General features: G+C 62.7%; 22 protein-coding genes. 4 read left to right on the forward strand and 18 right to left on the reverse strand.

The annotated features are described in order from the left end of the window. Nucleotide 1: 1 nt before the first annotated feature. The 3 genes from folP to SADO_RS01275 form a co-directional block, all read right to left on the reverse strand. The gene (gene folP, locus SADO_RS01265) at nt 2-886 is read right to left on the reverse strand and encodes a dihydropteroate synthase (protein WP_353108545.1); all 885 of its coding nucleotides are present in this window, start codon (nt 884-886) and stop codon (nt 2-4) included. Between the two features lie 83 nt (nt 887-969). After that, nucleotides 970-2937: an ATP-dependent zinc metalloprotease FtsH gene (gene ftsH / locus SADO_RS01270; protein WP_353108547.1), complete on the reverse strand. Its 1968-nt coding sequence runs from the start codon at nt 2935-2937 to the stop codon at nt 970-972. Between the two features lie 107 nt (nt 2938-3044). Further along, on the reverse strand, nt 3045-3662 hold the full coding sequence (locus SADO_RS01275) for an RlmE family RNA methyltransferase (protein WP_353108549.1): 618 nt from the start codon (nt 3660-3662) through the stop codon (nt 3045-3047). 48 nt (nt 3663-3710) lie between these two features. Between SADO_RS01275 and SADO_RS01280 the strand changes: the two genes are divergently transcribed. Then, nucleotides 3711-3995, forward strand: a complete 285-nt coding sequence (locus SADO_RS01280) for a YhbY family RNA-binding protein (protein ID WP_353108551.1) — start codon at nt 3711-3713, stop codon at nt 3993-3995. 23 nt (nt 3996-4018) lie between these two features. On the opposite strand, the gene greA is transcribed toward SADO_RS01280, so the two are convergent. The 4 genes from greA to ubiA all read right to left on the reverse strand — a co-directional run bounded on the left by greA (nt 4019) and on the right by ubiA (nt 7988). Next, complete coding sequence (gene greA, locus SADO_RS01285) at nt 4019-4501, reverse strand: transcription elongation factor GreA (protein WP_353108553.1); 483 nt, start codon at nt 4499-4501, stop codon at nt 4019-4021. Nucleotides 4502-4646: 145 nt separating this feature from the next. Beyond that, nucleotides 4647-6005, reverse strand: a complete 1359-nt coding sequence (locus tag SADO_RS01290) for an adenosylmethionine--8-amino-7-oxononanoate transaminase (RefSeq protein WP_353108555.1) — start codon at nt 6003-6005, stop codon at nt 4647-4649. A gap of 32 nt (nt 6006-6037) precedes the next feature. Continuing rightward, nucleotides 6038-7078, reverse strand: coding sequence for a hypothetical protein (locus tag SADO_RS01295; protein ID WP_353108557.1), 1041 nt, complete (start codon nt 7076-7078; stop codon nt 6038-6040). 34 nt (nt 7079-7112) lie between these two features. Then, complete coding sequence (ubiA, locus tag SADO_RS01300; protein ID WP_353108559.1) at nt 7113-7988, reverse strand: 4-hydroxybenzoate octaprenyltransferase; 876 nt, start codon at nt 7986-7988, stop codon at nt 7113-7115. A gap of 195 nt (nt 7989-8183) precedes the next feature. Here ubiA and SADO_RS01305 point away from each other — a divergent pair, with 195 nt between their 5' ends. After that, nucleotides 8184-9548 carry a glutamate--cysteine ligase gene (locus SADO_RS01305; RefSeq protein ID WP_353108561.1) on the forward strand — a complete coding sequence of 455 codons (1365 nt, stop codon included), beginning with the start codon at nt 8184-8186 and terminating at the stop codon, nt 9546-9548. A 20-nt stretch (nt 9549-9568) separates the two neighbouring features. Here SADO_RS01305 and SADO_RS01310 read toward each other — a convergent pair whose 3' ends face one another. Both SADO_RS01310 and SADO_RS01315 read right to left on the reverse strand, forming a co-directional pair. After that, entirely contained in the window at nt 9569-10765 is a 1197-nt protein-coding gene (locus SADO_RS01310) for a cation diffusion facilitator family transporter (protein WP_353108563.1), read from the reverse strand. A 128-nt stretch (nt 10766-10893) separates the two neighbouring features. Beyond that, the gene (locus SADO_RS01315; RefSeq protein WP_353108565.1) at nt 10894-11619 is read right to left on the reverse strand and encodes an epoxyqueuosine reductase QueH; all 726 of its coding nucleotides are present in this window, start codon (nt 11617-11619) and stop codon (nt 10894-10896) included. A gap of 93 nt (nt 11620-11712) precedes the next feature. On the opposite strand from SADO_RS01315, the gene SADO_RS01320 reads away from it, so the two are divergent. Beyond that, nucleotides 11713-12024, forward strand: coding sequence for a hypothetical protein (locus SADO_RS01320; protein ID WP_353108566.1), 312 nt, complete (start codon nt 11713-11715; stop codon nt 12022-12024). A gap of 214 nt (nt 12025-12238) precedes the next feature. Here SADO_RS01320 and SADO_RS01325 read toward each other — a convergent pair whose 3' ends face one another. From SADO_RS01325 to grpE, 9 genes are all read right to left on the reverse strand, one after another. After that, nucleotides 12239-12628, reverse strand: coding sequence for an ectoine synthase (locus SADO_RS01325; protein WP_353108567.1), 390 nt, complete (start codon nt 12626-12628; stop codon nt 12239-12241). A 71-nt stretch (nt 12629-12699) separates the two neighbouring features. Continuing rightward, nucleotides 12700-13977: a diaminobutyrate--2-oxoglutarate transaminase gene (gene ectB, locus SADO_RS01330; protein WP_353108569.1), complete on the reverse strand. Its 1278-nt coding sequence runs from the start codon at nt 13975-13977 to the stop codon at nt 12700-12702. A 66-nt stretch (nt 13978-14043) separates the two neighbouring features. Then, nucleotides 14044-14583: a diaminobutyrate acetyltransferase gene (gene ectA / locus SADO_RS01335; RefSeq protein ID WP_353110051.1), complete on the reverse strand. Its 540-nt coding sequence runs from the start codon at nt 14581-14583 to the stop codon at nt 14044-14046. 109 nt (nt 14584-14692) lie between these two features. Then, nucleotides 14693-17920: a carbamoyl-phosphate synthase large subunit gene (gene carB, locus SADO_RS01340; protein ID WP_353108571.1), complete on the reverse strand. Its 3228-nt coding sequence runs from the start codon at nt 17918-17920 to the stop codon at nt 14693-14695. Between the two features lie 112 nt (nt 17921-18032). Then, nucleotides 18033-19166 carry a glutamine-hydrolyzing carbamoyl-phosphate synthase small subunit gene (gene carA / locus SADO_RS01345; RefSeq protein ID WP_353108573.1) on the reverse strand — a complete coding sequence of 378 codons (1134 nt, stop codon included), beginning with the start codon at nt 19164-19166 and terminating at the stop codon, nt 18033-18035. Between the two features lie 105 nt (nt 19167-19271). Continuing rightward, nucleotides 19272-20081: a 4-hydroxy-tetrahydrodipicolinate reductase gene (gene dapB / locus SADO_RS01350; protein ID WP_353108575.1), complete on the reverse strand. Its 810-nt coding sequence runs from the start codon at nt 20079-20081 to the stop codon at nt 19272-19274. Between the two features lie 19 nt (nt 20082-20100). Then, nucleotides 20101-21234, reverse strand: coding sequence for a molecular chaperone DnaJ (gene dnaJ, locus SADO_RS01355; RefSeq protein ID WP_353108576.1), 1134 nt, complete (start codon nt 21232-21234; stop codon nt 20101-20103). Between the two features lie 78 nt (nt 21235-21312). Next, nucleotides 21313-23265, reverse strand: a complete 1953-nt coding sequence (gene dnaK / locus SADO_RS01360) for a molecular chaperone DnaK (RefSeq protein WP_353108578.1) — start codon at nt 23263-23265, stop codon at nt 21313-21315. Between the two features lie 133 nt (nt 23266-23398). After that, nucleotides 23399-24025, reverse strand: a complete 627-nt coding sequence (gene grpE, locus SADO_RS01365) for a nucleotide exchange factor GrpE (RefSeq protein ID WP_353108579.1) — start codon at nt 24023-24025, stop codon at nt 23399-23401. A 183-nt stretch (nt 24026-24208) separates the two neighbouring features. Here grpE and SADO_RS01370 point away from each other — a divergent pair, with 183 nt between their 5' ends. Further along, nucleotides 24209-25105: an NAD(+) kinase gene (locus tag SADO_RS01370; RefSeq protein WP_353108580.1), complete on the forward strand. Its 897-nt coding sequence runs from the start codon at nt 24209-24211 to the stop codon at nt 25103-25105. Nucleotides 25106-25116: the final 11 nt, after the last annotated feature.

A 25116-nucleotide genomic window follows, 5' to 3' on the forward strand; every position in this document is an offset into this window, starting at 1 on the left:
ACTACCCTTTGACTGTTGAATCTACCAACGGTGTATCGGCCAGAGCGCGCGCCAGCGTAAGCACTTGCAGCGTTTCGCGCACATCATGGCTGCGGATGATACGCGCGCCGCATTGCGCCGCCCAGAACGCCGCCGCCAGGCTGCCATTGATGCGCGCGCCCATGCTGTCGTCTTCGAACAGACGCGCAAACATGGTCTTGCGGGATACGCCCACCAGCACGGGCAGGCGCTCTTGCGTGAAGGTCTCGAGTTCGCGCATCAGCGTCAGGTTGTGCTCCAGCGTCTTGCCGAAACCGAAACCCGGATCGATACAGATGCGCTCTGGCGGGATTCCGGCTGCCTCACAGACCGCGACGCGATCCGCCAAAAACGACTGCACTTGCGCGACGACATCATCGTAGGCCGGCGCCTGCTGCATGGTGCGGGGCTCGCCCTGCATGTGCATCAGACATACCGCGGCACCTGTTTGGGCAGCTACTTCGACGGCGCCCTCGGCACGCAACGCCATCACATCGTTGATCAGGTCTGCACCGGCCATACAGGCGCGGCGCATGACTTCGGGCTTGATCGTGTCGATCGAGATGAAGATATCGCTGCGCTCGCGAAGCGCTTCGATCACGGGCACGACGCGGTCGATCTCGTCGCGCTCGGCCACCGGCGACGCGCCGGGGCGTGTCGACTCCCCGCCGATATCGATTATTCGCGCCCCCTCCTCGACCATGTCCAATGCATGCGCAACAGCCTTTTCGGTCTCGACGAACTGGCCGCCATCGGAGAACGAATCCGGCGTCACGTTGAGAATGCCCATGACCACGGGCTGACTCAGATCAAGGCTTGTACGCGCGCTCGACAGCGACGCAGAGGAATGACTGGGGCGCTCAGACATGGCTTGAAAAAAAGGCTATAGAGAATTGATCGGACATAAAAAAGGCCGCCAGCTCACGCTGACGGCCTGATCAAGTCGACGACTCAGGACTGGCGGTGGTGGTGCGCCGGGCTCGGCACGCCCTTGTCCTTGTCCGTGTCGCCGTCGCCGCCGGCCGAGTTGTCGGACGCGCCGGTGGCCGGGGCGTTGCCACCACCGGAACTCGGCGTGTCCGAATCGTCGTCCCAGCTTTGCGGCGGACCGGGCTCACGACCCTGCATGATCTCGTCGATCTGCTTGCGGTCGATCGTCTCGTACTTCATGAGCGCATCGGACATGTTATGGAGCTTGTCCATGTTGTCCTCGAGAATCTGCTTCGCGCGCTCGTAGCAGCCATCGATGATCGAGCGCACTTCCTTGTCGATCGCATGCGCGGTCTCATCGGAGATGCCGCTCGACTGGGTAGTCGACGCCCCCAGGAAGGGCTGGCTGTCTTCCGTATCGTAGGCGATCGGACCGAGACGATCCGACAGACCCCACTTGGTGACCATGTTGCGGGCGATCTCGGTGACGCGCTCGATGTCGTTGGAAGCGCCAGTCGTAACGGCTTCCTTGCCGAAGATGATCTCTTCGGCCAGACGGCCACCGTAGAGCGTGCAGATCTTGCTGATCAGGCTCTGCTTGGAATGGCTGTAGCGATCCTCTTCCGGCAGGAACATGGTCACGCCCAGCGCACGGCCGCGCGGCACGATGGTCACCTTGTGAACCGGATCGTGCTGCGGCACCGACAGGCCGATAATCGCGTGGCCAGCCTCGTGATAAGCCGTCAGGCGCTTCTCGTCCTCGGTCATGACCATCGACTTGCGCTCGGCGCCCATCATGATCTTGTCCTTGGCGCGCTCGAAGTCTTCCTGAACCACGAGTTTCTTGTTCGCCCGCGCCGCGAACAATGCCGCCTCGTTGACGAGGTTGGCCAGATCCGCACCAGAGAAACCGGGGCAGCCGCGCGCGATGATCGACGGCTTGACGTTGTCGTGCACCGGCACATTCTTCATGTGCACTTTCAGAATCTGCTCGCGACCGCGCACATCCGGCAGCGGCACGACCACTTGGCGGTCGAAACGGCCCGGGCGCAGCAGCGCCGGGTCGAGCACGTCCGGACGGTTGGTGGCGGCAATGACGATCACGCCTTCGCTGCCCTCGAAGCCATCCATCTCGACCAGCAACTGGTTGAGGGTCTGCTCGCGCTCGTCATGACCGCCGCCCAGGCCCGCGCCACGCTGGCGGCCGACTGCGTCGATCTCGTCGATGAAGATGATGCAGGGGGACTGCTTCTTGGCCTGCTCGAACATGTCGCGCACACGCGATGCACCGACACCCACGAACATCTCGACGAAATCGGAACCCGAGATCGAGAAGAACGGCACGCCCGCTTCGCCCGCAATGGCCTTGGCGAGCAGCGTCTTGCCGGTACCGGGCGAGCCGACCATGAGCACGCCGCGCGGGATCTTGCCGCCCACACGCTGGAACTTGCCCGGCTCGGACAAGAACTCGACGAGCTCCTGGACTTCGCTCTTGGCTTCCTCGACGCCGGCCACGTCCGCAAACGTCAGCTTGATCTGATCGGCCTGCATCATCTTGGCCTTGGACTTGCCGAACGACATCGCGCCGCGGCCGCCACCGCCACCCTGCATCTGACGCATGAAGTAGATCCACACGCCGATCAGCAGCAGGAACGGGAACCAGGAGATCAGAATCTGCTTGAGGAACGACCCCTGATCCGGCGGCTCGCCCGTGATCTCGACGTTGTTATCCATCAACGTGCCGATCATGGCCTTGTTGTCGGACTCGGGGCTGAACGTAGTGAAGTTCTGCCCCGACTTGAGCTGTCCGCGAATCCGCTGGTCCTCGATATTGACCTGCGAAACGCTGCCATCCTGAACCTGAGTCAGGAACTGCGAATACGGCATTTCGTTCGCATTCGAGGTGGACGGCGCGAAGCTCGAGAACACGCTCATCAATACGAGCGCGATCACGACCCACAGCAGCAGATTCTTAGCTAGTTCGTTCAAGATCTACATCCTCGACCGCGTGTGTCCGGTCGTGTGATTATCGTCTGTTCTGTCATCTGGAGACAGTATAGCCAATCGGCCGGTTCGGCCGTTGAATTATTCCAGTCTTATGTACGCCATCCCTGGCCGAGCAGATACATCTCCCGGCTGGCGTCTCGCGAAGCCTTGGGCTTGCGCACGGCAACCCGCCGAAAACGCTTGCGCATGTCGACAAGCATCTCGTCGAAACCCTCGCCCTGAAAGACCTTGATCAACAGGTCGCCGTCAGAATCCAGCACGGTGTTGCACAGATCCAGCGCGAGTTCCGCCAACTGCATCACACCGGCCTGATCGGCCACCATGATCCCTGTCAAATTGGGGGCCATGTCGGAAAGTACAAGATCGACACGATCGCTGCCGAGCGTATCGAGCAGCGTCTCGATGCCTTCCTGCTGATCGAAGTCCACGTTGAGGAAATCGACGCCTTCGATCGGCTTCATTTCAAGCCGGTCCAGCGCCACGACCCGCGCCTCGGGACGCTGGCGCCGACAGTACTGGCTCCATCCGCCGGGCGCCGCCCCCAGATCGACGATACAGCGCTTGCCCTTGAGCAGGCGATCGCGCTCGTCGACCTCGGCGAGCTTGTAGACCGCACGCGAGCGGTAGTTGTCCTGCTGGGCCGCTCGGACGTAGGGGTCGTTGCGGTGCTTGTCCAGCCAACGCCTTGTATCGCTGCGCTTGCTCATGAGTCGTATACTGTTGCGCTGTTTTCAACCCGTCCCGGACAGGCACCCATGCCCTTAAACCTCGATGCTGCGGCTCGCCGCGAGCTCAAGAAGCAGGCCCATCATCTCAAGCCCATCGTGCAGACCGGTGCCGCGGGACTGAGCGAGCCAGTGCTCGCCGAGATGGATCGTGCCCTGCTCGATCACGAACTGGTCAAGATCAAGCTGGCGAGCGAAGACAAGAGCGAACGCCGGGCCGAAGTCGACACAGTCTGCGAACGTCTTGAAGCAGCCTGCGTCCAGCAGATCGGACGCACGGCAACCATCTACCGGCCAAACCCGGAAAAAAGCTGACGCCGCCCGGCGCTCTGCCGGACCTAGACGTAACGCACCTCCACGATCTCGAGCGTGCGCCGACCGCCGGGCACGTCGATATCCACGACATCGCCCTCGGTCTTGCCGATCAGAGCGCGGGCAATGGGCGAGGCGAACGACAACAGACCGGCCTTGATGTCGGCTTCGTCCTCGCCAACGATCTGGTAGGTCAATTCGTCACCGCTGTCCTCGTCGACGAGATCGAGTGTGGCGCCAAAGATCACCCGGCCATTGGCCTGGGCGCCCGCACGCGCCACGTCGATGATCTGCGCGGTAGCGAGCTTGCCTTCGATATCGTTGATACGGCCTTCATTGAAGCCCTGCTCTTCCTTGGCGGCGTGATACTCGGCGTTCTCCTTGAGATCGCCATGCGCGCGCGCTTCTTCGATCGCCGCGACGATCCGCGGGCGTTCGGTCTTTTTCAGCCGCTTAAGCTCGTCACGCAGCGCATCGGCGCCATTCTGCGTCAGCGGAGTCTTATCCATCTCGCTCTACCTCGAAAATACGTTGCCCTAAAACAAAACGGCCGCCGGATCAGGCGACCGTTTCTCGATTGCTCTTGGGGCAAGAATCGGTATGTGTCGGGGCCACCATGGCCCGGATGCAATTCAGGCTAGCAGCGCACGCGATTCAAGTCGAGACAGCACGCTCGATGCCCTCTGCAGCTACCCGACCAAGGTGTGCGATCTGCTCGGGCGTGATCACGTAGGGCGGCATGAAGTAGATCACATCGCCCAGCGGGCGCAGCAGCGCCCCTTGGGTAAGCGCATGGCGATAGACCTCGACGCCGCGACGCTCGCGCCAGTCGAACGGGGTTTTCGTGGCCTTGTCCTTGACCATTTCGATGGCCAGCGTCATCCCCGTCTGGCGCACTTCGGCGACGTTCGGGTGATCGGCTAGCGGCGCAACGGCGTCGGCCATGTGCCGTGCCAGACGCCGGTTCACGTTGACCTGGTCGAGCCGCTCGAACTCATCGAGCGTCGCCAGCGCGGCCGCACAGGCCAACGGGTTGCCCGTGTACGAATGCGAATGCAGGAACGCGGTCAGATTCGCGTAGTCGTCGTAGAACGCGTCGTACACGTCATCGGTCGTCATCGTGATCGACAACGGCAGATAGCCTGCCGTCAGGCCCTTCGAAAGACACATGAAATCGGGTGTAATGCCGTTCTCGCCGGCCTGCTCGCAGGCGAACAGCGTACCCGTGCGTCCGAATCCGACCGCGATTTCGTCGGCGATCAGGTGCACGTTGTAGCGGCTGCACGCTTCACGCAGCAGTTCCAGATAGACCGGGTGATACATCCGCATGTGCCCGGCGCACTGCAGCAAGGGCTCGACGATCACGGCACAGGTCTCGTGGGCGTGCTCTGCGAGCAGCGCTTCCATGTCGGCGAATACGGCACGACTGTGCTCTTCCCAGCTCACACCCGGTTCGCGTTCGTAGCAATCCGGCGAACGCGCGGTCAGGGGCTTGAGCAGCAGCGGCTCATAGGTCTTCTTGTAGAGATCGACATCGCCGACCGCCAGCGCGCCGAGGGTCTCGCCGTGATAGCTGTTGGACAGGTTGATGAAACGGGTCTTTTCACCGTGGCCGATGTTGCGCCAGTAGTGAAAGCTCATCTTGAGCGCGACTTCCACTGCCGCGGAGCCGTTGTCGGCATAGAAGGCGCGGCTCAAACCATCCGGCGTGAGATCGACCAGCCGCTCGGCCAGCTCCACGGCCGGTTCGTGCGAGAAGCCCGCCAGCATGACGTGTTCGAGCGTGTCGAGCTGGTTCTTGATGCGATCGTTGATGGTCGGATTGGCATGGCCAAATATGTTGACCCACCACGAGCTCACCGCATCGATATAGCGGTTGCCGTCGAAATCCTCCAGCCAGACGCCCTCGCCCCGTCGGATCGGGATCGGCGGCATGGCTTCGGTGTCCTTCATCTGGGTGCAGGGATGCCAGACGACCCGCAGGTCGCGCGCGACGATGTCGGCGTTGCTCATACTTGCTCGCTTGTCGGACGGATGGGCCGCGGTCAGACGACCGCCAGCAGTGTATAGGGGGCCTCGTGCGGCTCGCGCGCATCGCGAGGGTGCTCGTCTTCGAGCACCAGCTCGCGATCCGGATCGTAGACCACGAACAGCCGGTTATCGCCGAGCACGGCAACGCCCTCGGCCTTGTTGGCAAACTCGAACACATGGCCGGCTTCGGCCCGGACCGGCGCGGGATCACGGCAGGCGGCGAAATCGTCAAGGCTCAGCCACCAGAGATAGGCGCCGACCTGCTCGGCGCCGTTGTCGTCCTCGACCTCGAAGCTGGTCAGCAGATAGAGCCCGTCGTTGTCGGGGTCATACTCCAGGCTGGACAGCCCCACTTCGAAACGGATATCTGCCCACTGCGACGGATCGAAATCGTAGACGACCTCGAAGTCGCCGGTGAATACCAGGTCATCGTCTTCCATGCGGTACGGCACGCCGACCACGCGCGCGACATAGTCGAAGTTCTCGTGGTCGGCACCGACTTCGCGGATTCCGAACAGCAGGCGGTCGTCCCCACCCTCGCGACCCGGAATGGCGGCGAGCCCCTCGATCTTGTAATAAGGCGCATCAAGCGCGGCGCCGAAACCGGCACGCAGGTCGACCGAGCTGCGTACGCCGGCTTCCTCGCTTTCGCTCACCAGCCGCGGCATGTCGGGCTCGTCGATTGGCCAGACCAGCAGTCGGTTGTAGTGGTGCAGACCGGCAGACGACGTATCCAGGCGATCGAAGCCAGTCGTCGCAATGAGGTGTGTGCCGCTAGAAGTCAGCGCGAAATCCTCGTACTTCTCGGCGTTGCGAATCAGATCCGCGGTGTAATAGGCCAGCGTGTCGTGCTGCGGACGACCATCGACGCAGTCCATGGCGAACACCGGCGAGCGATGGGCGCCCGGTATGTTCTTGTCGCTGGCCATCACCAGCCGATGGCCATCCCAGGCGACCGCCGAAACTTCGGCGTTGACCGGCTTACCCTCATCGTCGAGCAGTCCGGCCTCGAAACAGTCGAAGACGCCCTTGTCGAGTATTCGTATCGCGGCCATGCAGAGTGTTCGCGGATTGGTCAGTCGGCGCAGGCTAGCGAAGAGCCAGGTCGGCCACAATGCCGGCAAAGATCACGCCGCCCAGCACGTTGTGCTGCATGAACACTCGAAAGCAGGCATCGCGATCCCGATTGCGCGCGAGCCATTGGTGATAGAGCGCCATCGCCGCACCGCCGAGCAGGCCGAGGTAATACAGCACGCCGAGGCCGAACTGCAGCCCGACGACCATCAGCAATGCAAAGAACACGAACTGGCACAGGCCAATCACGGCGCGGTCGTAACGCCCCCACAGGATCGCCGTGGACTTCACGCCGATCTTGAGATCGTCGTCCCGATCGACCATCGCGTAGAAGGTGTCATAGACCAGCGCCCAGATCAGGGTCGCGATAAACAGCGTCCAGCCCCCGCCCGGCACGCCGTTCGCCTGCGCCGCGAACGCCATGGGCACCGCCCAGCCAAAAGCGGCGCCGAGAAACATCTGCGGCCAGTGCGTCACGCGCTTGGTGAACGGGTAAAGCACGGCCAGCACCGCGCCAACGAAAGCCATCGCAATGGTCAACCCGTTGAGCGTAAGCACCAGGCCGAAGGACAGCAGGCAAAGCACGGCAAACAGGATGAGCGCTTCGCGCGGGCTCACTTCGCCGGTGGCCAGCGGCCGCGCCTTGGTGCGTTTTACATGACCGTCGATCTTGCGATCGGCAAAATCGTTGATTACACAGCCGGCCGAGCGCATCAGCACCGCACCGAGCACGAACACGCAGAGCACCCAGAGATCCGGAAAGCCGTCCGCGGCGAGCCACAGCGCCCAGAGCATGGGCCAGACCACCAAAAATATGCCGATCGGCTTGTTCAGGCGAGTCAGGCGTAGAAACGCATCGAAGCGTTGCGGCGCGAACGTGGTCGCATTCATCGAAGCGCCCTCTTTTCCCCGGTGCCGCACGCGGCGACAACCGCGCGCACGGACACGGCCCATACGCTGTGAATCATTGATTGCATTGACCAGCTACCCCGACATACTCGTTTTAACGTTACCATGCGCCAAATTCAGACTGCAGCATGAATCGGGCCTGTTCCGCCGGCCGGTTCATCGGTGATTGGAGAGTCCATGTCCGCGCCTTCGCAATCCGGCGGCGCGACGATCACGGATCGTCGTCAGCTCATCGAGTATTTCGAGAACGCCTGCAAGCCGCCGAGTCGCTGGCGCCTGGGCACCGAACACGAGAAATTCGTGTTCGAACACGACACGCTGCGCCCGTTGCCGTACGACGGCGATCGGGGCATCCGTGCCTTTCTCGACAAGCTCACCCGCTTCGGCTGGCAGCCGATGTCCGAGAACGGCAAGGTCGTCGCCCTCGAACTCGGCCGCTGTCATGTCACGCTCGAACCGGGCGGCCAGCTCGAACTGGCCGGCGCACCGCTGGATACGGTGCATGAAACCTGCGACGAGATTCATGTCCATCTCAAGCAGGTCAAGGAAGTGGCTGCCGAGCTGGATGTCGGCCTGATCGGCCTGGGTTTCCAGCCGAAATGGCGCCGCGACGAATCACCGTGGATGCCCAAGCCGCGTTACGACATCATGAAAGCCTACATGCCCAAGGTCGGCACGCTCGGCCTCGACATGATGCTGCGCACGTCCACCGTGCAGGTGAACATCGACTACGGCTCCGAAGCCGACATGATCAAGAAATTCCGTGTCGGCCTCGCGCTGCAGCCGGTCGCCACGGCGCTGTTCGCCAACTCGCCGTTCACCGAGGGCAAGCCGAACGGGTTTGTCAGCTATCGCAGCCAGATCTGGACCGATACCGATGCCGATCGCAGCGGCATGCTGGACTGGGTGTTCGACGACGACATGGGCTTCGAACGCTATATCGACTACGCGCTCGATGTACCGATGTATTTCGTCTATCGCGACGGCCAGTACATCGACGCTTCGGGCCAGTCGTTCCGCGACTTCCTGGCCGGCAAGCTACCCGCGCGGCCCGGCGAGCTGCCCACGATTTCGGACTGGGACGATCATCTGACCACCCTGTTTCCGGAAGTTCGGCTCAAGCGCTTCATGGAGATGCGCGGCGCCGACGGCGGACCGTGGCGCCGCCTGTGCGCCCTGCCGGCGCTCTGGGCCGGCCTGTGCTACGACAGCGAAGCGCTGGACCAGGCCTGGCAACTGTGTCGTGATTTCACGGCCGAAGAACGCAACACGCTACGGCGCGAGGCCCCGGTGCATGGCCTGGCCACGCCGTTTCGCGGCGGCACACTGCAGGACATCGCCCGGGAAGTGGTCGCCATCGCCCAGGGCGGGCTCAAGCGGCGTGCCCGCCTGGACGCCCAGGATCGCGACGAGCGCATGTATCTCGACCAGCTCGCCGAGATCGCCGAGACCGGCGTCACGCCGGCCGAGAGTCTGCTCGCGCTCTACCACGGTCGCTGGCAGGGCTCGGTGGATCCGGTATTCAGCGAGTTCGCCTACTGAGGCCAATCAGCTGAGGCAAGTCAGCGGCCGGCGGTGTCTCCTTCGCGCCGCGCGCCATAGAGCAACCGAATACCGGCGACCGCGTGGATATCGCCCGCCACCCGGGTAAAGGCCGCCTGATTCGTTTCATGATCGTCGACGCGGTCGAGCGGCAAGTGGATCTCCACCTCGATGACGTCATCGACATAATGCAGCGTAACCCGCTGGATATCCTTGGCGACCGGCAGATGCGCCCAAGCCCCTTCCAGCTCGGGCAGGACCTGCTCGCGTAGCGGCAACGCATGGGCCGCATCCGAATCGGCATGGCCGTCGGGTTCGATATGCACGCAGATATCCGCAATCTCGTCGACATGGCGGACCAGACGCGCGGTGATCGCCTCGCTGATGCGGTGCGCCTCGGTAAGACTCACATACGGATCGACGAACACACCCACATCCGCGAAGGCGTCGTGGCCGCCCATGGTGCGGGTGCGCAGACGCCGCATGTGGCGCACGCCGGGTACGGTCGAGATCTGGTCGCGCACCACCTGGATCCGGTCGGCCTTGAGGCCCGTATCCACAAGCTCACGAAAACTCTGCCAGCCGTAGCGCACGCCAATGAACGCCAGCATTAGGCCGATCAGGATGGCGCCTAATGCGTCGAGCGCCGGATAGCCCGCCATCGCGCCGCCAATCGCGACCAGTGCGGCCACCGAAGACAAGGCATCGCTACGGTGATGCCAGGCGTTGGCCTCGATCAGCTTTGACTTGGATTTGCGTGCGACCCGCAGCGTGTACCAGAACAGCGCTTCCTTGATCAGCAGCGACAGCACGGCCACCGCCAGGGCCCAGCCGGTCGGGGGCACCATATTGTCGGTCGCCGCCAGGTGGCTGAAACCGTCGTAGGCCAGCGCCGCCGCGGTCAGCAGCAGGAACAGCGACACCAGCGTCGTAGCGGCGGTTTCCATGCGCGCATGACCGTAAGGGTGCTCGCGATCCGCCTGTTGCATGCTCACGCGCACCGCGCCGAGCACGATGGCGTCACTGAGCAGGTCGGCCGCCGAATGCACACCGTCCGCGATCAGCGACTGGGAATGGCCGAGAAAACCCACCACGATCTTGGCCAGCGCCAACGGCAGATTGACGAATGCCCCCACCATCGTCGCGCGCTGCTTGTCATGGAAATCGGCTTTGCTCTGGCGGTGGGCCGCTGCCGAATGGATATGAGGTTGGGTCATGAAACTATTATAAGCGTCGGCGAGCGGCGGCGCCGCGTGTCGCGCGCCGGCGCGCGCACTCGCAACGAAGCGATCTGTCGTAGCAATGGATCACGGAGTGCAGCGCGGCCCGGGCCGCGACCGCTGGGCTAGCGCTCGTTGCGCTTGAACTCGGGGTATTCGCCGCGCCCCGGCACGTTGCTCTTGATCGCTTCGCGACCATAGAACTTGATGCCCTTCTGAATGCGCGGGCGCCCCGAAGCGGTTCGATGCCGGTTGGTGTCACGCAGGCTGTACACACAGCCGCAGTATTCCTGCTGGTAGAACGACTCGCGCTTGGCAATCTCGATCATGCGCGCCGCGCCGCCCTGCTTACGCCAGTTGAGCGTCCAGTAGGCGACGTCCGGATAGCGGGAGGCCGCGCGCACCCCAGCCTCGTTGATCTGCGCCATATTCTTCCAACGCGAAATGCCGAGCGTGCTCGACACCAGGCCATAGCCGTTCTCTGCGGCATAGAGCGCAGTGCGTTCGAAGCGCATGTCGAAACAGACCGTACAGCGGCGTCCCCGCTCAGGCTCGTTCTCCAGCCCGCGGATGCGGTCGAACCAGTTGTCGGTATCGTAATCGCCGTCGATATGCGGAATGCCAAGCTGTTCGCAGTAGCGGATATCCTCCGCCTTGCGCATCTCGTATTCCTGTACCGGATGGATGTTCGGGTTGTAGAAATACACCGTCACATCGATACCGGAGGCCTTGACCGCGGCCAGTACCTCGCCCGCGCAGGGTGCGCAGCAGGAATGCATGAGCAGCTTGGCGTCGCTGTCCGGCGGTTCGAGCTCGGGGCGCTCGTATTGATCGAGACTGTAGCGGTTCATGGCCGTTCGATACTGCGATGCGATAATGACGCGTATTGTCCGGTTTTGACCCGGCCTCGTCCATGCGGGCCGGCGCTTTCAAGGATACGTTCCATGGAAAAAGGCAGTCTCGTGATGGCCATGATCTGGATGGCCGTACTTTCCCTGCTCCTGTTCTGGCTCCCACTGCTTGGTCCGTTGATCGCCGGTTTCGTCGGCGGCCGTACAGCGGGCACCGCCTCGCGCGGCCTGCTTGCGGCGGTTCTACCGGCGGCCGTGCTCTGTTTCGTGCTGATCGGCGCCGGCAGCGCGCTCGTCGGTCTGCCGCTGATCGGCATCATCGCCAGTGCGAGCCTGTTTCTCGTGATCGTGGTGCAGAGCCTGCCGCTGTTGCTGGGTGCGTTCGTGGGCGGTCTTTCGACCTGAACCATCGCAGGCACAAAGCCTTTGCCCTCACCGATCGGCGCTGACGAACGAAACGCGATAACCGGTACCGAAGCTCGGCGCACGAGACGAGGGCGGCCGCGGGCCGGCCGACCCCCCAAACCCATAGCACTGCCATGGCGCTCTGACAGAAGCGCCCATAAAAAAGCCCCGGTCGACCGACCGGGGCTTTTCAACTCGAATCACTCGAAAGTGATCAGTCTTTCGGCGGCACGTAGGCGCCGTCGGCATCATGCGTCTCGCGACCGGTCACCGGCGGGTTGAACGCGCAGACGAGCTTGAGCTCGGTCTTGGCCTTCAACGTGTGACGATCGTGGTTGTCGAGCGCATAGACGGTGCCCGGCTCGATCTTGTGCTCTTCACCAGTGTCCCGGTTCACGAGCGTGCCTTCGCCCTGATAGCAGAACACGGCTTCGAGGTGGTGCTTGTACCACATGTCGAATTCGAGACCCGGCGGGAACGTGGTCTCATGGAACGAGAAGCCCATGTTGTCGCTCTTGAGGAGCCACCGCACGCTGGTCCAGCCATCCTTGCTGATGACTTCGCGATCGGTGCCACGCAGATCTTCGGTACGGACGATTTTCATGCAATCTCCTTAACTGTTGGTCGGACGAGTTGTACGCCCTTGCAATGCATATGACAACGGCTAACCGGTAGTTACGCCGCGCCCTGGCTCAGGCCGTGCTTCTCGAGCACCGCCTGCAGCGCGGTGGCGAAAATATCCAGGCCTTCGTCGATGTCGGCGTCGGTGGTGTTCACCGCCTGCATGAACTTGATCACGCTGTCGCGCGGACCGGCCGTCTCGAGCAGCAGCTTGCGCTCGAAACATTCGGCCGCGACCTCGTCGGCAATATCGGCGTTCTCGCAATCCACGCCGATGAACATGCCACGGCCACGCACTTCGGCATTGAAACCCGAATGGCTGTCGACGATCTCGTTGAGGCGCGAACGCATGTGCTCGCCCTTGCGCAGGATCGCCTTTTCGAAGGCATCGTCGCGCCAGTAGTGATTCATGGCAGCGACGGCGGTCACGAAGGCGTGATTGTTTCCGCGGAACGTGCCGTTGTGCTCGCCCGGCTCCCAGATATCCAGATCCGGGCGAATCATGGTGATCGCCAAGGGCAGACCGAAGCCCGACAGCGACTTGGACACGGTGATGATGTCCGGCTTGATGCCCGACGGCTCGAACGAGAAGAACGGGCCGGTGCGGCCAACGCCTGCCTGGATGTCGTCGACGATCAGCAGCATGTCGTTCTCACGACAAATGCGCTCGATCTCGCGCAGCCATTCATCGCTCGCGATATTGATGCCGCCCTCGCCCTGCACGGTTTCAAGAATGACCGCAGCGGGTTTTTCGAGGCCGCTGGAGCCGTCCTTGACCATGTATTCGAGGTCTGCGGCGGTATCGCGACCGTCACGGAAATAGTCGCAGAACGGCATGGAGTGCGTATCCGCCAGATTGACGCCGGCACCGCCACGCTTGGCCGAGTTGCCGGTCACGGCGAGCGCACCCAGCGTCATGCCGTGATAGCCGTCGGTAAAGCAGAGCACGCCGCTGCGGCCCTTCACCTTGCGCGCGATCTTGAGCGCGGCTTCCACGGCGTTGGTGCCGGTCGGGCCGGGGAACTGGATCTTATAGTCCATGCCACGCGGCTTCATGATCACTTCCTCGAAGGTCTCGAGGAAGTTGATCTTCTCGGCGGTCGCCATATCCAGACCGTGACAGATGTTGTCGCCCTGGATGTATTCGAGCAGCGCAGCCTTCATCACTTCGTCATTGTGACCGTAGTTAAGCGCGCCGGCGCCGCCGAAGAAATCGAGATAGACCTCGCCCTTGTCGTCGGTCATGCGGTTGCCTTTCGCGGTCGTGAAGACCGTGGGAAAGCCGCGCACATAGCCGCGCACTTCGGATTCAAGACGATTGATGGTTTCCATAGCTTCTCCTGAGCAGTGAGCTCGGGTTTTAAACGCGTATTGACTAGATGAATTCGGGGGCGCGGATCAATCCTGTTCGGGGATTGCCGCGCGGTCGATCGGTCCGATCCGGAACAGAATTTCCGGCTCGTGCGGCTCGCCGTCATCGTCACCGAAAAGCTCGCTGGCGAACAGCTCGTCTTCCTCACACTGGGTATCGAGCTTCTTGGCAAGGCCGCGGAACAAGGCCATCGAGGCATCGTTGCTCGGGCCGACGGTAGTGTCGAGGTAATGCACGTCTTTGCAGGCGGGGCGGCGCAGAATCTCGTAGAGCATGCGGGTAGCGAGGCCCTTGCCGCGACCAGCCTCGGCGACACCGACCTGCCAGACAAAGACCGTGTCCGGCTTCTCGGGCGGGCAGTAGGCGGAAATGAATCCGGCCAGCTGGTCGCCGACTTCGGCGATCACGCTCGTCTGCGAGTAGTGCTCGCCAACCAGCAGGTAGGCGTACACGGAGTTGACGTCGAGTACGCCGGTAGCGCGTACCAGGCGAACAATGTCGGCCCCGTCTTCCTTGAGGGGCGAGCGGAATTTGACCTCTTGGGAGGCCGTATCTATGTCGGAAATAGCGTCAGTATCGGTTTTGGTTTGATCGCATTATAACGGCTCGCGCGAACTTTTTCTTACCGCAAGCCCCGTGACGTGGTGCATCAGGCCGATGCACCACGCCTCGTAATCAAGCTGCGGCGATGGCTGCCTGGAGCGACTGCAGCGAATAGACCTGCGATGCCCGCTCGTCGGTGAGCGCCGTGCAGCTTGCCTGGCCGCCGGCGATCGTCGTGAAGTAGGCGACTTTGTAGCGCAGCGCGGTGATACGAATCGAACGCGATTCCTCGATCGCGCGCTTGCCCTCGGTCGTGTTGACCACGAGCTGGATTTCGCCGTTCTTGATCATGTCGACGATATGCGGCCGGCCTTCCTTCACCTTGTTGGCGACTGCGCAGTCGATACCCGCTTCATTGATCGCGTTGGCCGTGCCCCGGGTGGCGACGATTCGGAAGCCTGCGTTCACGAGCTCGCTCGCGAGCTTCACGGCGTGCGGCTTGTCGCCGTCACGCACCGTGATCAGCGCCGTACCGCCTTCCGGCAGGCCTACGCCACTGGCGAGCTGCGACTTGGCGAATGCCTCGCCAAAAGTGCGACCCACGCCCATGACTTCGCCTGTGGATTTCATCTCCGGGCCGAGCAACGGATCCACGGTCGGGAACTTGTTGAACGGGAAAACCGCTTCCTTGACCGCAAAATGATCGATCTTGCGTTCTGCGCCAACCTGCTGAGCTTCCAGCGACTGGCCCACCATGCAGCGTGCCGCGATCTTGGCCAGCGGCACGCCGGTGGCCTTGGAGACGAACGGCACGGTGCGCGAAGCGCGCGGATTGACCTCGAGCAGATAGACGTCGGTGCCGCGGATCGCGAACTGCACGTTCATCAGGCCGACCACGGACAGGCCGCGCGCGAGTGCGGCTGTCTGGCGACGCACCTCATCGAGCACGTCCTGGCCGAGGCTGTAGGGCGGCAGCGAACAGGCCGAGTCGCCCGAGTGCACACCGGCCTGCTCGATATGTTCCATGATGCCGCCGATGAACACCGCGCTGCCGTCGCAGATCGCGTCCACATCCAGTTCGATCGCGTCCTCTAGGAAGCGATCCAACAGCACCGGCGAATCCGGCGAGACCTTGACCGCTGCGGTCATGTAACGCTGCAGATCCTCGGGTTCGTAGACGATCTCCATCGCCCGGCCGCCGAGCACATAGGACGGGCGCACCACCATCGGGAAGCCGACTTCTTCGGCCAGGCGCATCGCCTCGGCCTCGGAGCGGGCACTGCGGTTGGCCGGCTGCTTCAGATCCAGCTTGTTGACCAGATTGAGGAAGCGATCGCGATCCTCGGCCAGATCGATGGAGTCCGGGGTGGTGCCGATGATCGGCGCACCCGCGGCTTCCAGGCGACGCGCGAGCTTGAGCGGCGTCTGGCCGCCGTACTGCACGATCACACCCTTGGGCTGCTCGACGTCGATGATCGACATCACGTCTTCGAAGGTCAGCGGCTCGAAGTAGAGGCGATCAGAGGTGTCGTAGTCGGTGGACACGGTCTCTGGATTGCAGTTGACCATGATGGTTTCGTAGCCGTCGTCGCGCATGGCGAGCGCGGCATGCACACAGCAATAATCGAACTCGATGCCCTGGCCGATGCGGTTCGGACCGCCGCCCAGCACCATGATCTTGTCGCGATCGCTGGGCTCGGCCTCGCACTCTTCGTCGTAGGAGGAGTACTGATAGGCCGTTGCGGTCGGGAACTCCGCCGCACAGGAATCGACGCGCTTGTAGACCGGCACGATGCCATGCTTGAGACGCGCGCGGCGCACCGCGAATTCGTCACAGCTCAGCAGATCGGCCAGGCGCAGGTCGGAAAAGCCCTTGCGCTTGTAGGCGCGCAGCGTATCCGCGTCGATATCGCCGAGGGTGGACTGGCTGAGCATGCCCTCCATGGCGATCAGCTCTTCGATCTGGTCGAGGAACCACGGATCGATATGACACAGCTGATGCACTTCTTCGAGGCTGAAGCCGGCCCGGAACGCGTCGGCGACATACCAAAGCCGCTCGGCACGCGGCGTCGACAATTCGCTGCGCAGCGTGTCGAGCGCGCCGTCAGCCTTCAGATCCTCGATCTTGGGCTCGAAACCGTCGGAGCCGATCTCGAGGCTGCGCATCGCCTTCTGCAGCGATTCCTGGAAGTTACGTCCGATCGCCATGGCCTCGCCCACCGACTTCATCTGGGTGGTCAGGCGACTGTCGGCGGTCGGAAACTTCTCGAAAGTGAAACGCGGCATCTTGGTGACGACATAATCAATCGACGGCTCGAACGAGGCCGGGGTCGCACCGCCGGTGATCTCGTTCTGCAGTTCGTCGAGCGTGTAGCCGACGGCCAGCTTGGCCGCGACCTTGGCGATCGGAAAACCTGTCGCCTTGGAGGCCAGCGCGGAAGAACGCGACACGCGCGGGTTCATCTCGATGATGATCATCTTGCCGTCGGCCGGGTTGATCGCGAACTGCACGTTCGAGCCGCCCGTATCCACGCCGATTTTGCGCAGGCAGGCCAGCGAGGCATCACGCATCACCTGGTACTCGCGATCGGTCAGCGTCTGCGCCGGCGCGACCGTGATCGAGTCGCCCGTGTGCACACCCATCGCATCGACGTTCTCGATCGCACAGATGATGATGCAGTTGTCCGCATGATCGCGGACCACTTCCATCTCGTACTCCTTCCAGCCGAGCACGCTCTGCTCGATGAGCACTTCGTTGGTGGGCGACAGTTCGATGCCGCGCGAAAGCAGATCGTCGAACTCTTCGCGGTTGTAGGCGATGCCGCCGCCGGTGCCGCCCATCGTGAACGACGGGCGCATGATGATCGGGAAACCGATGCGCGCCTGCACCTCGGCGCCCTCTTCCATCGTGTGCACGACCGCGGATTCCGGCGTCGCAAGGCCGATGTCGGTCATGGCACGCCGGAACGCGCTGCGATCCTCGGCCATGTCGATGGCCTCCTGCGTCGCGCCGATCATCTCGATGCCGTGCTTTTCCAGCACGCCCTTGTTGTACAGATCGAGCGCGCAGTTGAGCGCGGTCTGGCCACCCATGGTCGGCAGCAATGCATCGGGCTTTTCGGCCTCGATGATGCGCTCGACCGTCTGCCAGGTGATGGGCTCGATATAGACCGCATCCGCCGTTTCCGGGTCGGTCATGATCGTGGCAGGATTGGAGTTGACCAGAACGACGCGAAAGCCTTCGTCCTTCAACGCCTTGCAGGCCTGCATGCCCGAGTAGTCGAACTCGCAGGCCTGTCCGATCACGATCGGGCCGGCACCGATGACAAGGATGGACTGAAGATCTTGGCGTTTGGGCATAGCGTGCGTGCTCGGTTACTGGCGCGCTCGGCCGGCACCTGTGCTTCACCGCCGGCAGCGCATGGTCTTTAAGTCATGTATCGGCGGCCGCCTCGGGGCGACCACGCATTGTCTAGCCGGCGCGGCGGGACGCCATGGCATTCATGAAACGATCGAAGATCGGCGCCACATCGTGCGGACCTGGGCTGGCTTCCGGATGCCCCTGGAAGGAAAACACCGGCTTGCCCACGATCTCGATGCCCTGCAGCGAGCCGTCGAACAACGAGCGATGGGTCACCCGTGCGGTTTCCGGCAGGCTGGCCTCGTCGATGGCAAAACCGTGGTTCTGACTGGTGATCAACACCTCGCCGCTGTCGATATCCTGGACCGGATGGTTGGCGCCGTGATGGCCGAACTTCATCTTCAGGCTCTTGCCGCCGGCAGCCAGGCCCAGAATCTGATGACCCAGGCAAATACCTAGCGTCGGGAACGCGCGGTCGATGAGTTCACGGCAAGTCGCGATCGCGTAGTCGCAGGGCTCGGGATCGCCGGGGCCGTTGGCCAGTAGCACGCCGTCCACGCCCAGGCCGAGCACCTCCTCGACCGGCGTGCGTGGCGGCACTACCGTCACGCTGGCGCCCGCATCCACCAATCGACGCAGAATGTTGTACTTCACGCCATAGTCGTAGACGGCGACGTGATACTGCGCCGGCGCCGCTTCGTGGCTGTCGTTCGGCCCGACCCAGGTCGGCTCGTCCCAGGTATAGAATTCCCTGGTGCCGGCATCGGCGGCGAGATCCGCACCTTTCAGGCCCGGGAAGGCGCGCGCCTGTTCGATCGCCGAATCGGCGTCGATGTCGTCACCGGCGACGATGCAACCGTTCTGGGCGCCCTTCTCGCGCAGTATGCGCGTGAGCCGGCGCGTATCGATATCACCGATACCAACGATGCCGTTATCTTCGAGATATTCGATCAGACTGCCGCTGGCGCGCCAATTACTCTGCGCACGCGGCACTTCGCGGATGATCAGGCCGGCGGCCTGTACGCGATCGGATTCGATATCTTCGGGGTTGGCGCCGGTATTGCCGACATGCGGATAGGTCAGCGTGACCATCTGCTGACGATAGGAGGGATCAGTCAGGATTTCCTGATAACCGGTCATGGCCGTATTGAAAACGACCTCCCCTACCGTCGTGCCAACGGCACCGATCGCACGACCTTGAAACAGGCTACCGTCTTCGAGCGCAAGCAGGGCTTTGGGGCGCAACAATCACTCCGGAGTCCGTTAATCGGGTTGGGCCGTCATCCATTAAATGAACTCGGCCACAGGCGGCGGCAAATTATAGCCGCTTGCATCGGCCGCGGCCAGTCCCTAGTCGCGGTCGAACCCCAGCACGTCGTTCATGTCATAGCGGCCGGGCTTTTGTTGAGCCGCCCAGCCGGCCGCGCGCATGGCACCACCGGCGAAGGTCTGACGCGAGGACGCCTTGTGCGAAATCTCCAGACGCTCGCCGTCGCCCGCAAAAAGCACCGTATGCTCACCGACGATGTCGCCACCGCGAATGGTCTGGAAGCCAATCGCCTGGCGCTCGCGCTCGCCCGTGTGGCCCTCACGGGCATAGACCGCGCAGTCGTCGAGGTCGCGGCCCGTGGCATCGGCGAGCACTTCGCCAATACGCAACGCCGTGCCTGAGGGCGCATCCACCTTGTGGCGGTGATGCGCTTCGATCACTTCGATATCGACCGTATCACCCAGTGCTTTTGCTGCCATTTCAAGCAGCTTTAGCGTCAAGTTCACGCCGGCACTAAAGTTTGGCGCCATCACCAGCGCGATCTTGTCCGCGGCTTTGTCGATACGTGCCAATTGGTCGGCATCGAAACCGGTCGTTCCGATCACGATCGCGGCGCCGCCGGCCACGCAATCATCGATCGCCGACAGGCACGGCTCGGGTCGAGTGAAATCCACGAGCACGTCGAAGGTCGATGCGTCTCGATCATCGGCCGAGGCGATAGCCACATCGGCGTCTTCGCCGGTGGCCAGACGCCCGGCGTCCTGACCGATGGCATCGCTGCCCGGGGCCTCGAAGGCGGCAGCCAGCGTCAACGACGAATTGCGCTGACAGGCAATGACCAATTCCCGGCCCATGCGCCCGGCGGCGCCGTTGATCGCGACTCGTGTCATGACGTGCTCGCTTTAGTTGTTAGCCCAGATGCTCGCCGAAGAAACGCTTGGCCTTGTCCAGCCAGGAGGTCGTCGCCGGGCTGTGGCTGCGACCGCTGCTGTCCAGGCTTTCGCGCAATTCTTCGAGCAGACCTTTCTGCTTGGCATTGAGGTTGACCGGCGTTTCCACCGAAACCTTGCAAAGCAGATCACCCGGCGACGAAGTACGTACCGACTGTACGCCCTTGCCGCGCAGGCGGAAGGTCTTGCCGGACTGGGTCTCGGCGGGAATGCGCAGGCTGACCTTGCCCTTGAGCGTGGGCACGTCGATCTCGCCGCCAAGCGCCGCGGTGATCATGTCCACCGGCACGTTGGCGCGCAGATTGTTGCCATCACGCACGAAGAATTCGTGCGGGCGAACATTGATCTGAACATAGAGATCGCCCGAGGGACCGCCCATTTCGCCGGCTTCGCCCTCGCCGGAAAGACGAATGCGGTCGCCGTTGTCCACGCCCGGCGGCACTTTCACCGACAGGGTCTTGGACGACTGCACGCGGCCTTCGCCGCCGCACTTCTTGCAGGGGTTGCGGACCTTCTTGCCGGAGCCGTGGCAATCCGGACAGGTCTGCTGGATCGACAGGAAACCCTGCTGGATACGAACCTGACCGACGCCCTGGCAAGTGCCGCAGGTATCGACCGGCGAGTCCGCTTCGGCACCGTTACCGTCACAGCTACCGCACTCTTCCAGCGTGGGAATCCGAATCTCGACGGTATCGCCGTCGATCGCGGTTTCCAGATCCAGATCGAGGTCGTAGCGCAGATCGGCGCCGCGCGAGGCACGCGAACGGCCACCGCCGCCCATGCCGCCGCCGAAGATGTCGGAGAAGATATCGCCAAAGATATCGCCGAATCCTCCGGCACCGGCGCCTGCGCCGCCACCGGCTGCGCCGCCGAGCCCGGCATGGCCGAACTGATCGTACGCCTGACGCTTGCGATCGTCCGAAAGCACTTCGTAGGCCTCGGAGGCTTCCTTGAAGCGCGCCTCGGCGTCTTCGTCATCCGGATTGCGATCCGGATGATTCTTCATCGCCAGGCGGCGATAGGCTTTCTTGATTTCGTCCTTCGACGCACCTTTCGATACGCCCAGGACTTCGTAGTAATCACGGTTCGCCATGAATCGAAACTCTCAAAACCAGAAAAGCCGGGGCAACGACTGGCGCTGCCCCGGCTGAAGGACTACCTGATCAGCGGATCAGGAGTTGGTGCCGGACTTCTTGTCGTCTTCGTTGACTTCCTCGAAGTCGGCATCGACGACGTCGTCGTTGGAGCCGTCCTGGCCCTGGGCCTGGTCGGCGCCGCCTTGGGGCTGTTCGCCCTCGGCGCCCTGGCCGTCGCTGTAGGCCTTCTCCATGACCGGCGTGGAGGCTTCGGAGAGCTTCTGCGTCTTCTCGTCGATGGCGTCCTTGTCGTCGCCTTCCAGAGCTTCACGCAGCTCCTTGATGGCCTCGTCGATCGGCTGCTTCTCTTCGTCGGTGACCTTGTCGCCGAGATCGCGCATGGCCTTCTCGATGCCGTGGATGAGGCCGTCCGCCTGGTTGCGCGCCGTGATCAGTTCGTTGAACTTGGCGTCTTCCTCGGCGTGCGCCTCGGCGTCCTGCACCATCTGATCGATCTCTTCGTCCGACAGACCGGAAGAAGCCTTGATCACGATCGACTGTTCCTTGCCGGTGGCCTTGTCCTTGGCCGACACGTTCAGGATGCCGTTCGCGTCGATGTCGAAGGTGACCTCGATCTGCGGCGTACCGCGCGGTGCCGGCGGAATGTCCGACAGGTCGAAGCGGCCCAGCGACTTGTTGGCGCTGGACTGTTCACGCTCGCCCTGAAGAACATGCACGGTCACGGCCGGCTGGTTGTCCTCGGCGGTCGAGAAGACTTCCGACTTGCGAGTCGGGATCGTGGTGTTCTTCTCGATGAGCTTGGTCATCTTGCCGCCCAGGGTCTCGATACCGAGGCTCAGCGGGGTGACGTCCAGCAGCAGCACGTCGGTGGTGTCGCCCGACAGGACCGAACCCTGAATTGCGGCGCCCACGGCGACGGCTTCGTCCGGGTTGACGTCCTTGCGGGCTTCCTTGCCGAAGAAGCTCTTGACCGCTTCCTGCACGGCCGGCATGCGGGTCTGGCCGCCGACGAGAATCACGTCGTCGATGTCTCCAGCCTTCATGCCCGCGTCCTTGAGCGCGGTGCGGCAGGGATCGATCGTGCGAGCAACCAGATCTTCGACCAGGCTTTCCAGCTTGGCGCGGGTCATCTTCATGTTGAGATGCTTCGGACCCGACTGATCGGCTGTGACGTACGGCAGGTTGATCTCGGTCTGCTGCGTGGAGGACAACTCGATCTTGGCCTTCTCGGCAGCTTCCTTGAGACGCTGCAGGGCGAGCTTGTCCTGGCGCAGGTTCACGCCCTGCTCCTTTTCGAACTCGGCCGCGATGTGCTCGATGATCGCGTTGTCGAAGTCTTCACCACCGAGGAACGTGTCACCGTTGGTGGCATGCACCTCGAACTGGTGTTCGCCGTCGACTTCAGCGACTTCGATGATGGAGATATCGAAGGTGCCGCCGCCCAGGTCATAGACAGCGATCTTCTTGTCGCCGCCCTTCTTGTCCATGCCATAGGCAAGCGCTGCCGCGGTCGGCTCGTTGATGATGCGCTTGACGTCGAGACCGGCAATCCGGCCGGCGTCCTTCGTGGCCTGGCGCTGCGCGTCGTTGAAGTAGGCCGGCACGGTGATCACGGCTTCCGTGACCTTCTCGCCAAGATAATCCTCGGCGGTGGCCTTCATCTTCTGCAGCACCTTGGCCGAGACTTCCGGCGGCGCCATCTTCTGGCCGCGCGCTTCGACCCACGCATCGCCGTTGTCGGCCTTGACGATCTTGTACGGGACCGTGTCGATGTCCTTCTTGGTGGTCGGATCATCGAAAGTGCGGCCGATCAGGCGCTTGATCGCATACAGCGTGTCATTCGGATTGGTGACCGCCTGGCGCTTGGCGGGGCGACCGACGAGCGTCTGATCGTCGTCCGTGAAGGCGACAACACTGGGGGTCGTGCGCTCGCCTTCGGCGTTCTCGATCACCTTCGGCTGATCACCTTCGAGCACGGCCACGCACGAGTTCGTGGTGCCGAGGTCGATACCGATAATCTTACCCATGTTCATTTCCCTCTGATTCGCGCTGTAGTAAGCCAGCGCCATTCAACAACTACACAAAACTTGACTTGACGGAAGATTTGGGGCGTGGCGCGAACCTTTTCAAGCGCACGCCCCTTTAAAAGACGACTGCGAACTACCCTTCGCCGGTCGGCTTGGCCACGATCACCATCGCGGCGCGCAGTACACGCCCGTTGAGCGTGTAGCCTTTCTGCATGACGTCGGCGACGGTGTTTGGCGCCACATCGTCGGTCTGCTGGGTGGAGACGGCCTCGTGGAATTCGGGATTGAAGGTCTCACCCTTCGGATCGAGCGCTTCAATGCCGACCTTTTCCATGCTCGAGACGAGCATGCGAACCGTCATGTCCATGCCTTCCTTGAGCTTGTCGTAATCGCCGCTCTGCTCTTCGGCGGCTTTCAGACCCAGCTCGAGGCTGTCACGCACGCCCAGCAGTTCGGTCGCGAACTTCTCGATCGCGAACTTGCGCGCCGATTCCACGTCGCGCGTCGCCCGCTTGCGGACGTTTTCCATTTCAGCGTGCGCGCGAACGGCCTGGTCGCGATACTGCTCGGCCTCGGCCTGTGCCTGATCGAGTGCCGCCTGGAGCTCATCGGTTTCCGAGATGCTGTCGGCGCTGCTCTCGCCGGCGTCCACGAACTCTTCGTTGCCGGTCTGCACGGCTTCGACGTCGGGCTGCGCTGCGTTCTCGGCAGCCGGATCCTGTTCATCGTGCGGCGTGTTGGGTTTGTCCTGCTGACTCATGTACTCAAAATCCCCGCTTGTATGACGGTGCCGATCAGTAAATGCCCTGCATCGGCGTGACTGCTCTCACGATTGGGCTGGCTGTGATCATTTCAAGCTCCCTGATCCAGCGGTTTTCGTTGAAATTGTCGGGCAAGGCGTGAATGCTTACGCATCGACCTCCCGGCTATTGTTCCCACGCGCATGGCGCAACAGTTCACAACCATCGGCATTCTGGCCAAGCAGCACGACGACGGCGTGCGCCAGACGCTGAAGAATCTGATCGCCGACCTGCAGCGCCGCGACAAGCGCGTGCTCATCGACGAAGGCCATGCCGAAGCAGCCAACGGCGTGGAGACCTGCCAGCGCTCCGAACTCGGCGAACGCTGCGATCTGGTGGTCGTCGTCGGCGGCGACGGCACCCTGCTCGATGCAGGCCGCTCAGTCGCACAGGCCGAGACGCCACTGCTGGGCGTCAATCTCGGCCGACTGGGTTTCATGGTCGACGTACTGCCTGCGGAAATGATCGCCACGCTCGACGACATCTTTGCCGGGCGCTTCATTGCCGAATCACGGCTGATGCTGTCCGCGCGTATCGAAAAGGCCGACGGCACGCGCCAGGGCGACGCATTCTCGGCGATCAACGAATGTGTGATCCGAAACCAGGCTTTTGCCCGCGTGCTGGATTTCGATACCTACATGAACGGCGACTTCATCAGCCATCATCGCGCAGACGGCATGGTGGTGGCCACGCCGACCGGTTCCACGGCCTATGCGCTGTCCGGCGGCGGGCCCGTACTGCATCCCGGCCTGAATGCGCTCGCCCTGGTACCGATCTGCCCGCATACGCTCTCGGATCGACCGCTGATCGTAGACGCCAACCACGAGATCGAGATCCGCGTAGCCGATACGCTCGACGGCGCGGCGTTGTTCACGAGCGACGGCCAGGTCAGCCAGCCGCTCGGCGCGGGCGACCGCGTACTCATCCAGCGCGGCCCGCATGATCTACATCTGATCCATCCGCCGGGCTACGACTACTTCAATATCCTGCGCAACAAGCTTCAGTGGGGACGCGGCCAGAAGATGCCGCAGTCTTCATGAGCAACCGAAAC

Source organism: Salinisphaera dokdonensis CL-ES53 (assembly GCF_040361215.1).
In the GTDB taxonomy this organism is placed as follows: Bacteria; Pseudomonadota; Gammaproteobacteria; order Nevskiales; family Salinisphaeraceae; genus Salinisphaera; species Salinisphaera dokdonensis.

Bases quoted from the DNA above. Each gene is read 5' to 3' on its own strand.
- SADO_RS01320 (WP_353108566.1), top strand. From the start codon at position 11,713: ATGGAAAAAGGCAGTCTCGTGATGGCCATGATCTGGATGGCCGTACTT.
- grpE (WP_353108579.1), bottom strand. From the start codon at position 24,025: ATGAGTCAGCAGGACAAACCCAACACGCCGCACGATGAACAGGATCCG.
- SADO_RS01325 (WP_353108567.1), bottom strand. From the start codon at position 12,628: ATGAAAATCGTCCGTACCGAAGATCTGCGTGGCACCGATCGCGAAGTC.
- SADO_RS01275 (WP_353108549.1), bottom strand. From the start codon at position 3,662: ATGAGCAAGCGCAGCGATACAAGGCGTTGGCTGGACAAGCACCGCAAC.
- folP (WP_353108545.1), bottom strand. From the start codon at position 886: ATGTCTGAGCGCCCCAGTCATTCCTCTGCGTCGCTGTCGAGCGCGCGT.
- SADO_RS01370 (WP_353108580.1), top strand. From the start codon at position 24,209: ATGGCGCAACAGTTCACAACCATCGGCATTCTGGCCAAGCAGCACGAC.
- ubiA (WP_353108559.1), bottom strand. From the start codon at position 7,988: ATGAATGCGACCACGTTCGCGCCGCAACGCTTCGATGCGTTTCTACGC.
- ectB (WP_353108569.1), bottom strand. From the start codon at position 13,977: ATGGAAACCATCAATCGTCTTGAATCCGAAGTGCGCGGCTATGTGCGC.
- SADO_RS01315 (WP_353108565.1), bottom strand. From the start codon at position 11,619: ATGAACCGCTACAGTCTCGATCAATACGAGCGCCCCGAGCTCGAACCG.
- dnaK (WP_353108578.1), bottom strand. From the start codon at position 23,265: ATGGGTAAGATTATCGGTATCGACCTCGGCACCACGAACTCGTGCGTG.
- SADO_RS01290 (WP_353108555.1), bottom strand. From the start codon at position 6,005: ATGAGCAACGCCGACATCGTCGCGCGCGACCTGCGGGTCGTCTGGCAT.
- carB (WP_353108571.1), bottom strand. From the start codon at position 17,920: ATGCCCAAACGCCAAGATCTTCAGTCCATCCTTGTCATCGGTGCCGGC.
- SADO_RS01305 (WP_353108561.1), top strand. From the start codon at position 8,184: ATGTCCGCGCCTTCGCAATCCGGCGGCGCGACGATCACGGATCGTCGT.
- SADO_RS01280 (WP_353108551.1), top strand. From the start codon at position 3,711: ATGCCCTTAAACCTCGATGCTGCGGCTCGCCGCGAGCTCAAGAAGCAG.
- dnaJ (WP_353108576.1), bottom strand. From the start codon at position 21,234: ATGGCGAACCGTGATTACTACGAAGTCCTGGGCGTATCGAAAGGTGCG.
- greA (WP_353108553.1), bottom strand. From the start codon at position 4,501: ATGGATAAGACTCCGCTGACGCAGAATGGCGCCGATGCGCTGCGTGAC.
- SADO_RS01295 (WP_353108557.1), bottom strand. From the start codon at position 7,078: ATGGCCGCGATACGAATACTCGACAAGGGCGTCTTCGACTGTTTCGAG.
- dapB (WP_353108575.1), bottom strand. From the start codon at position 20,081: ATGACACGAGTCGCGATCAACGGCGCCGCCGGGCGCATGGGCCGGGAA.
- SADO_RS01310 (WP_353108563.1), bottom strand. From the start codon at position 10,765: ATGACCCAACCTCATATCCATTCGGCAGCGGCCCACCGCCAGAGCAAA.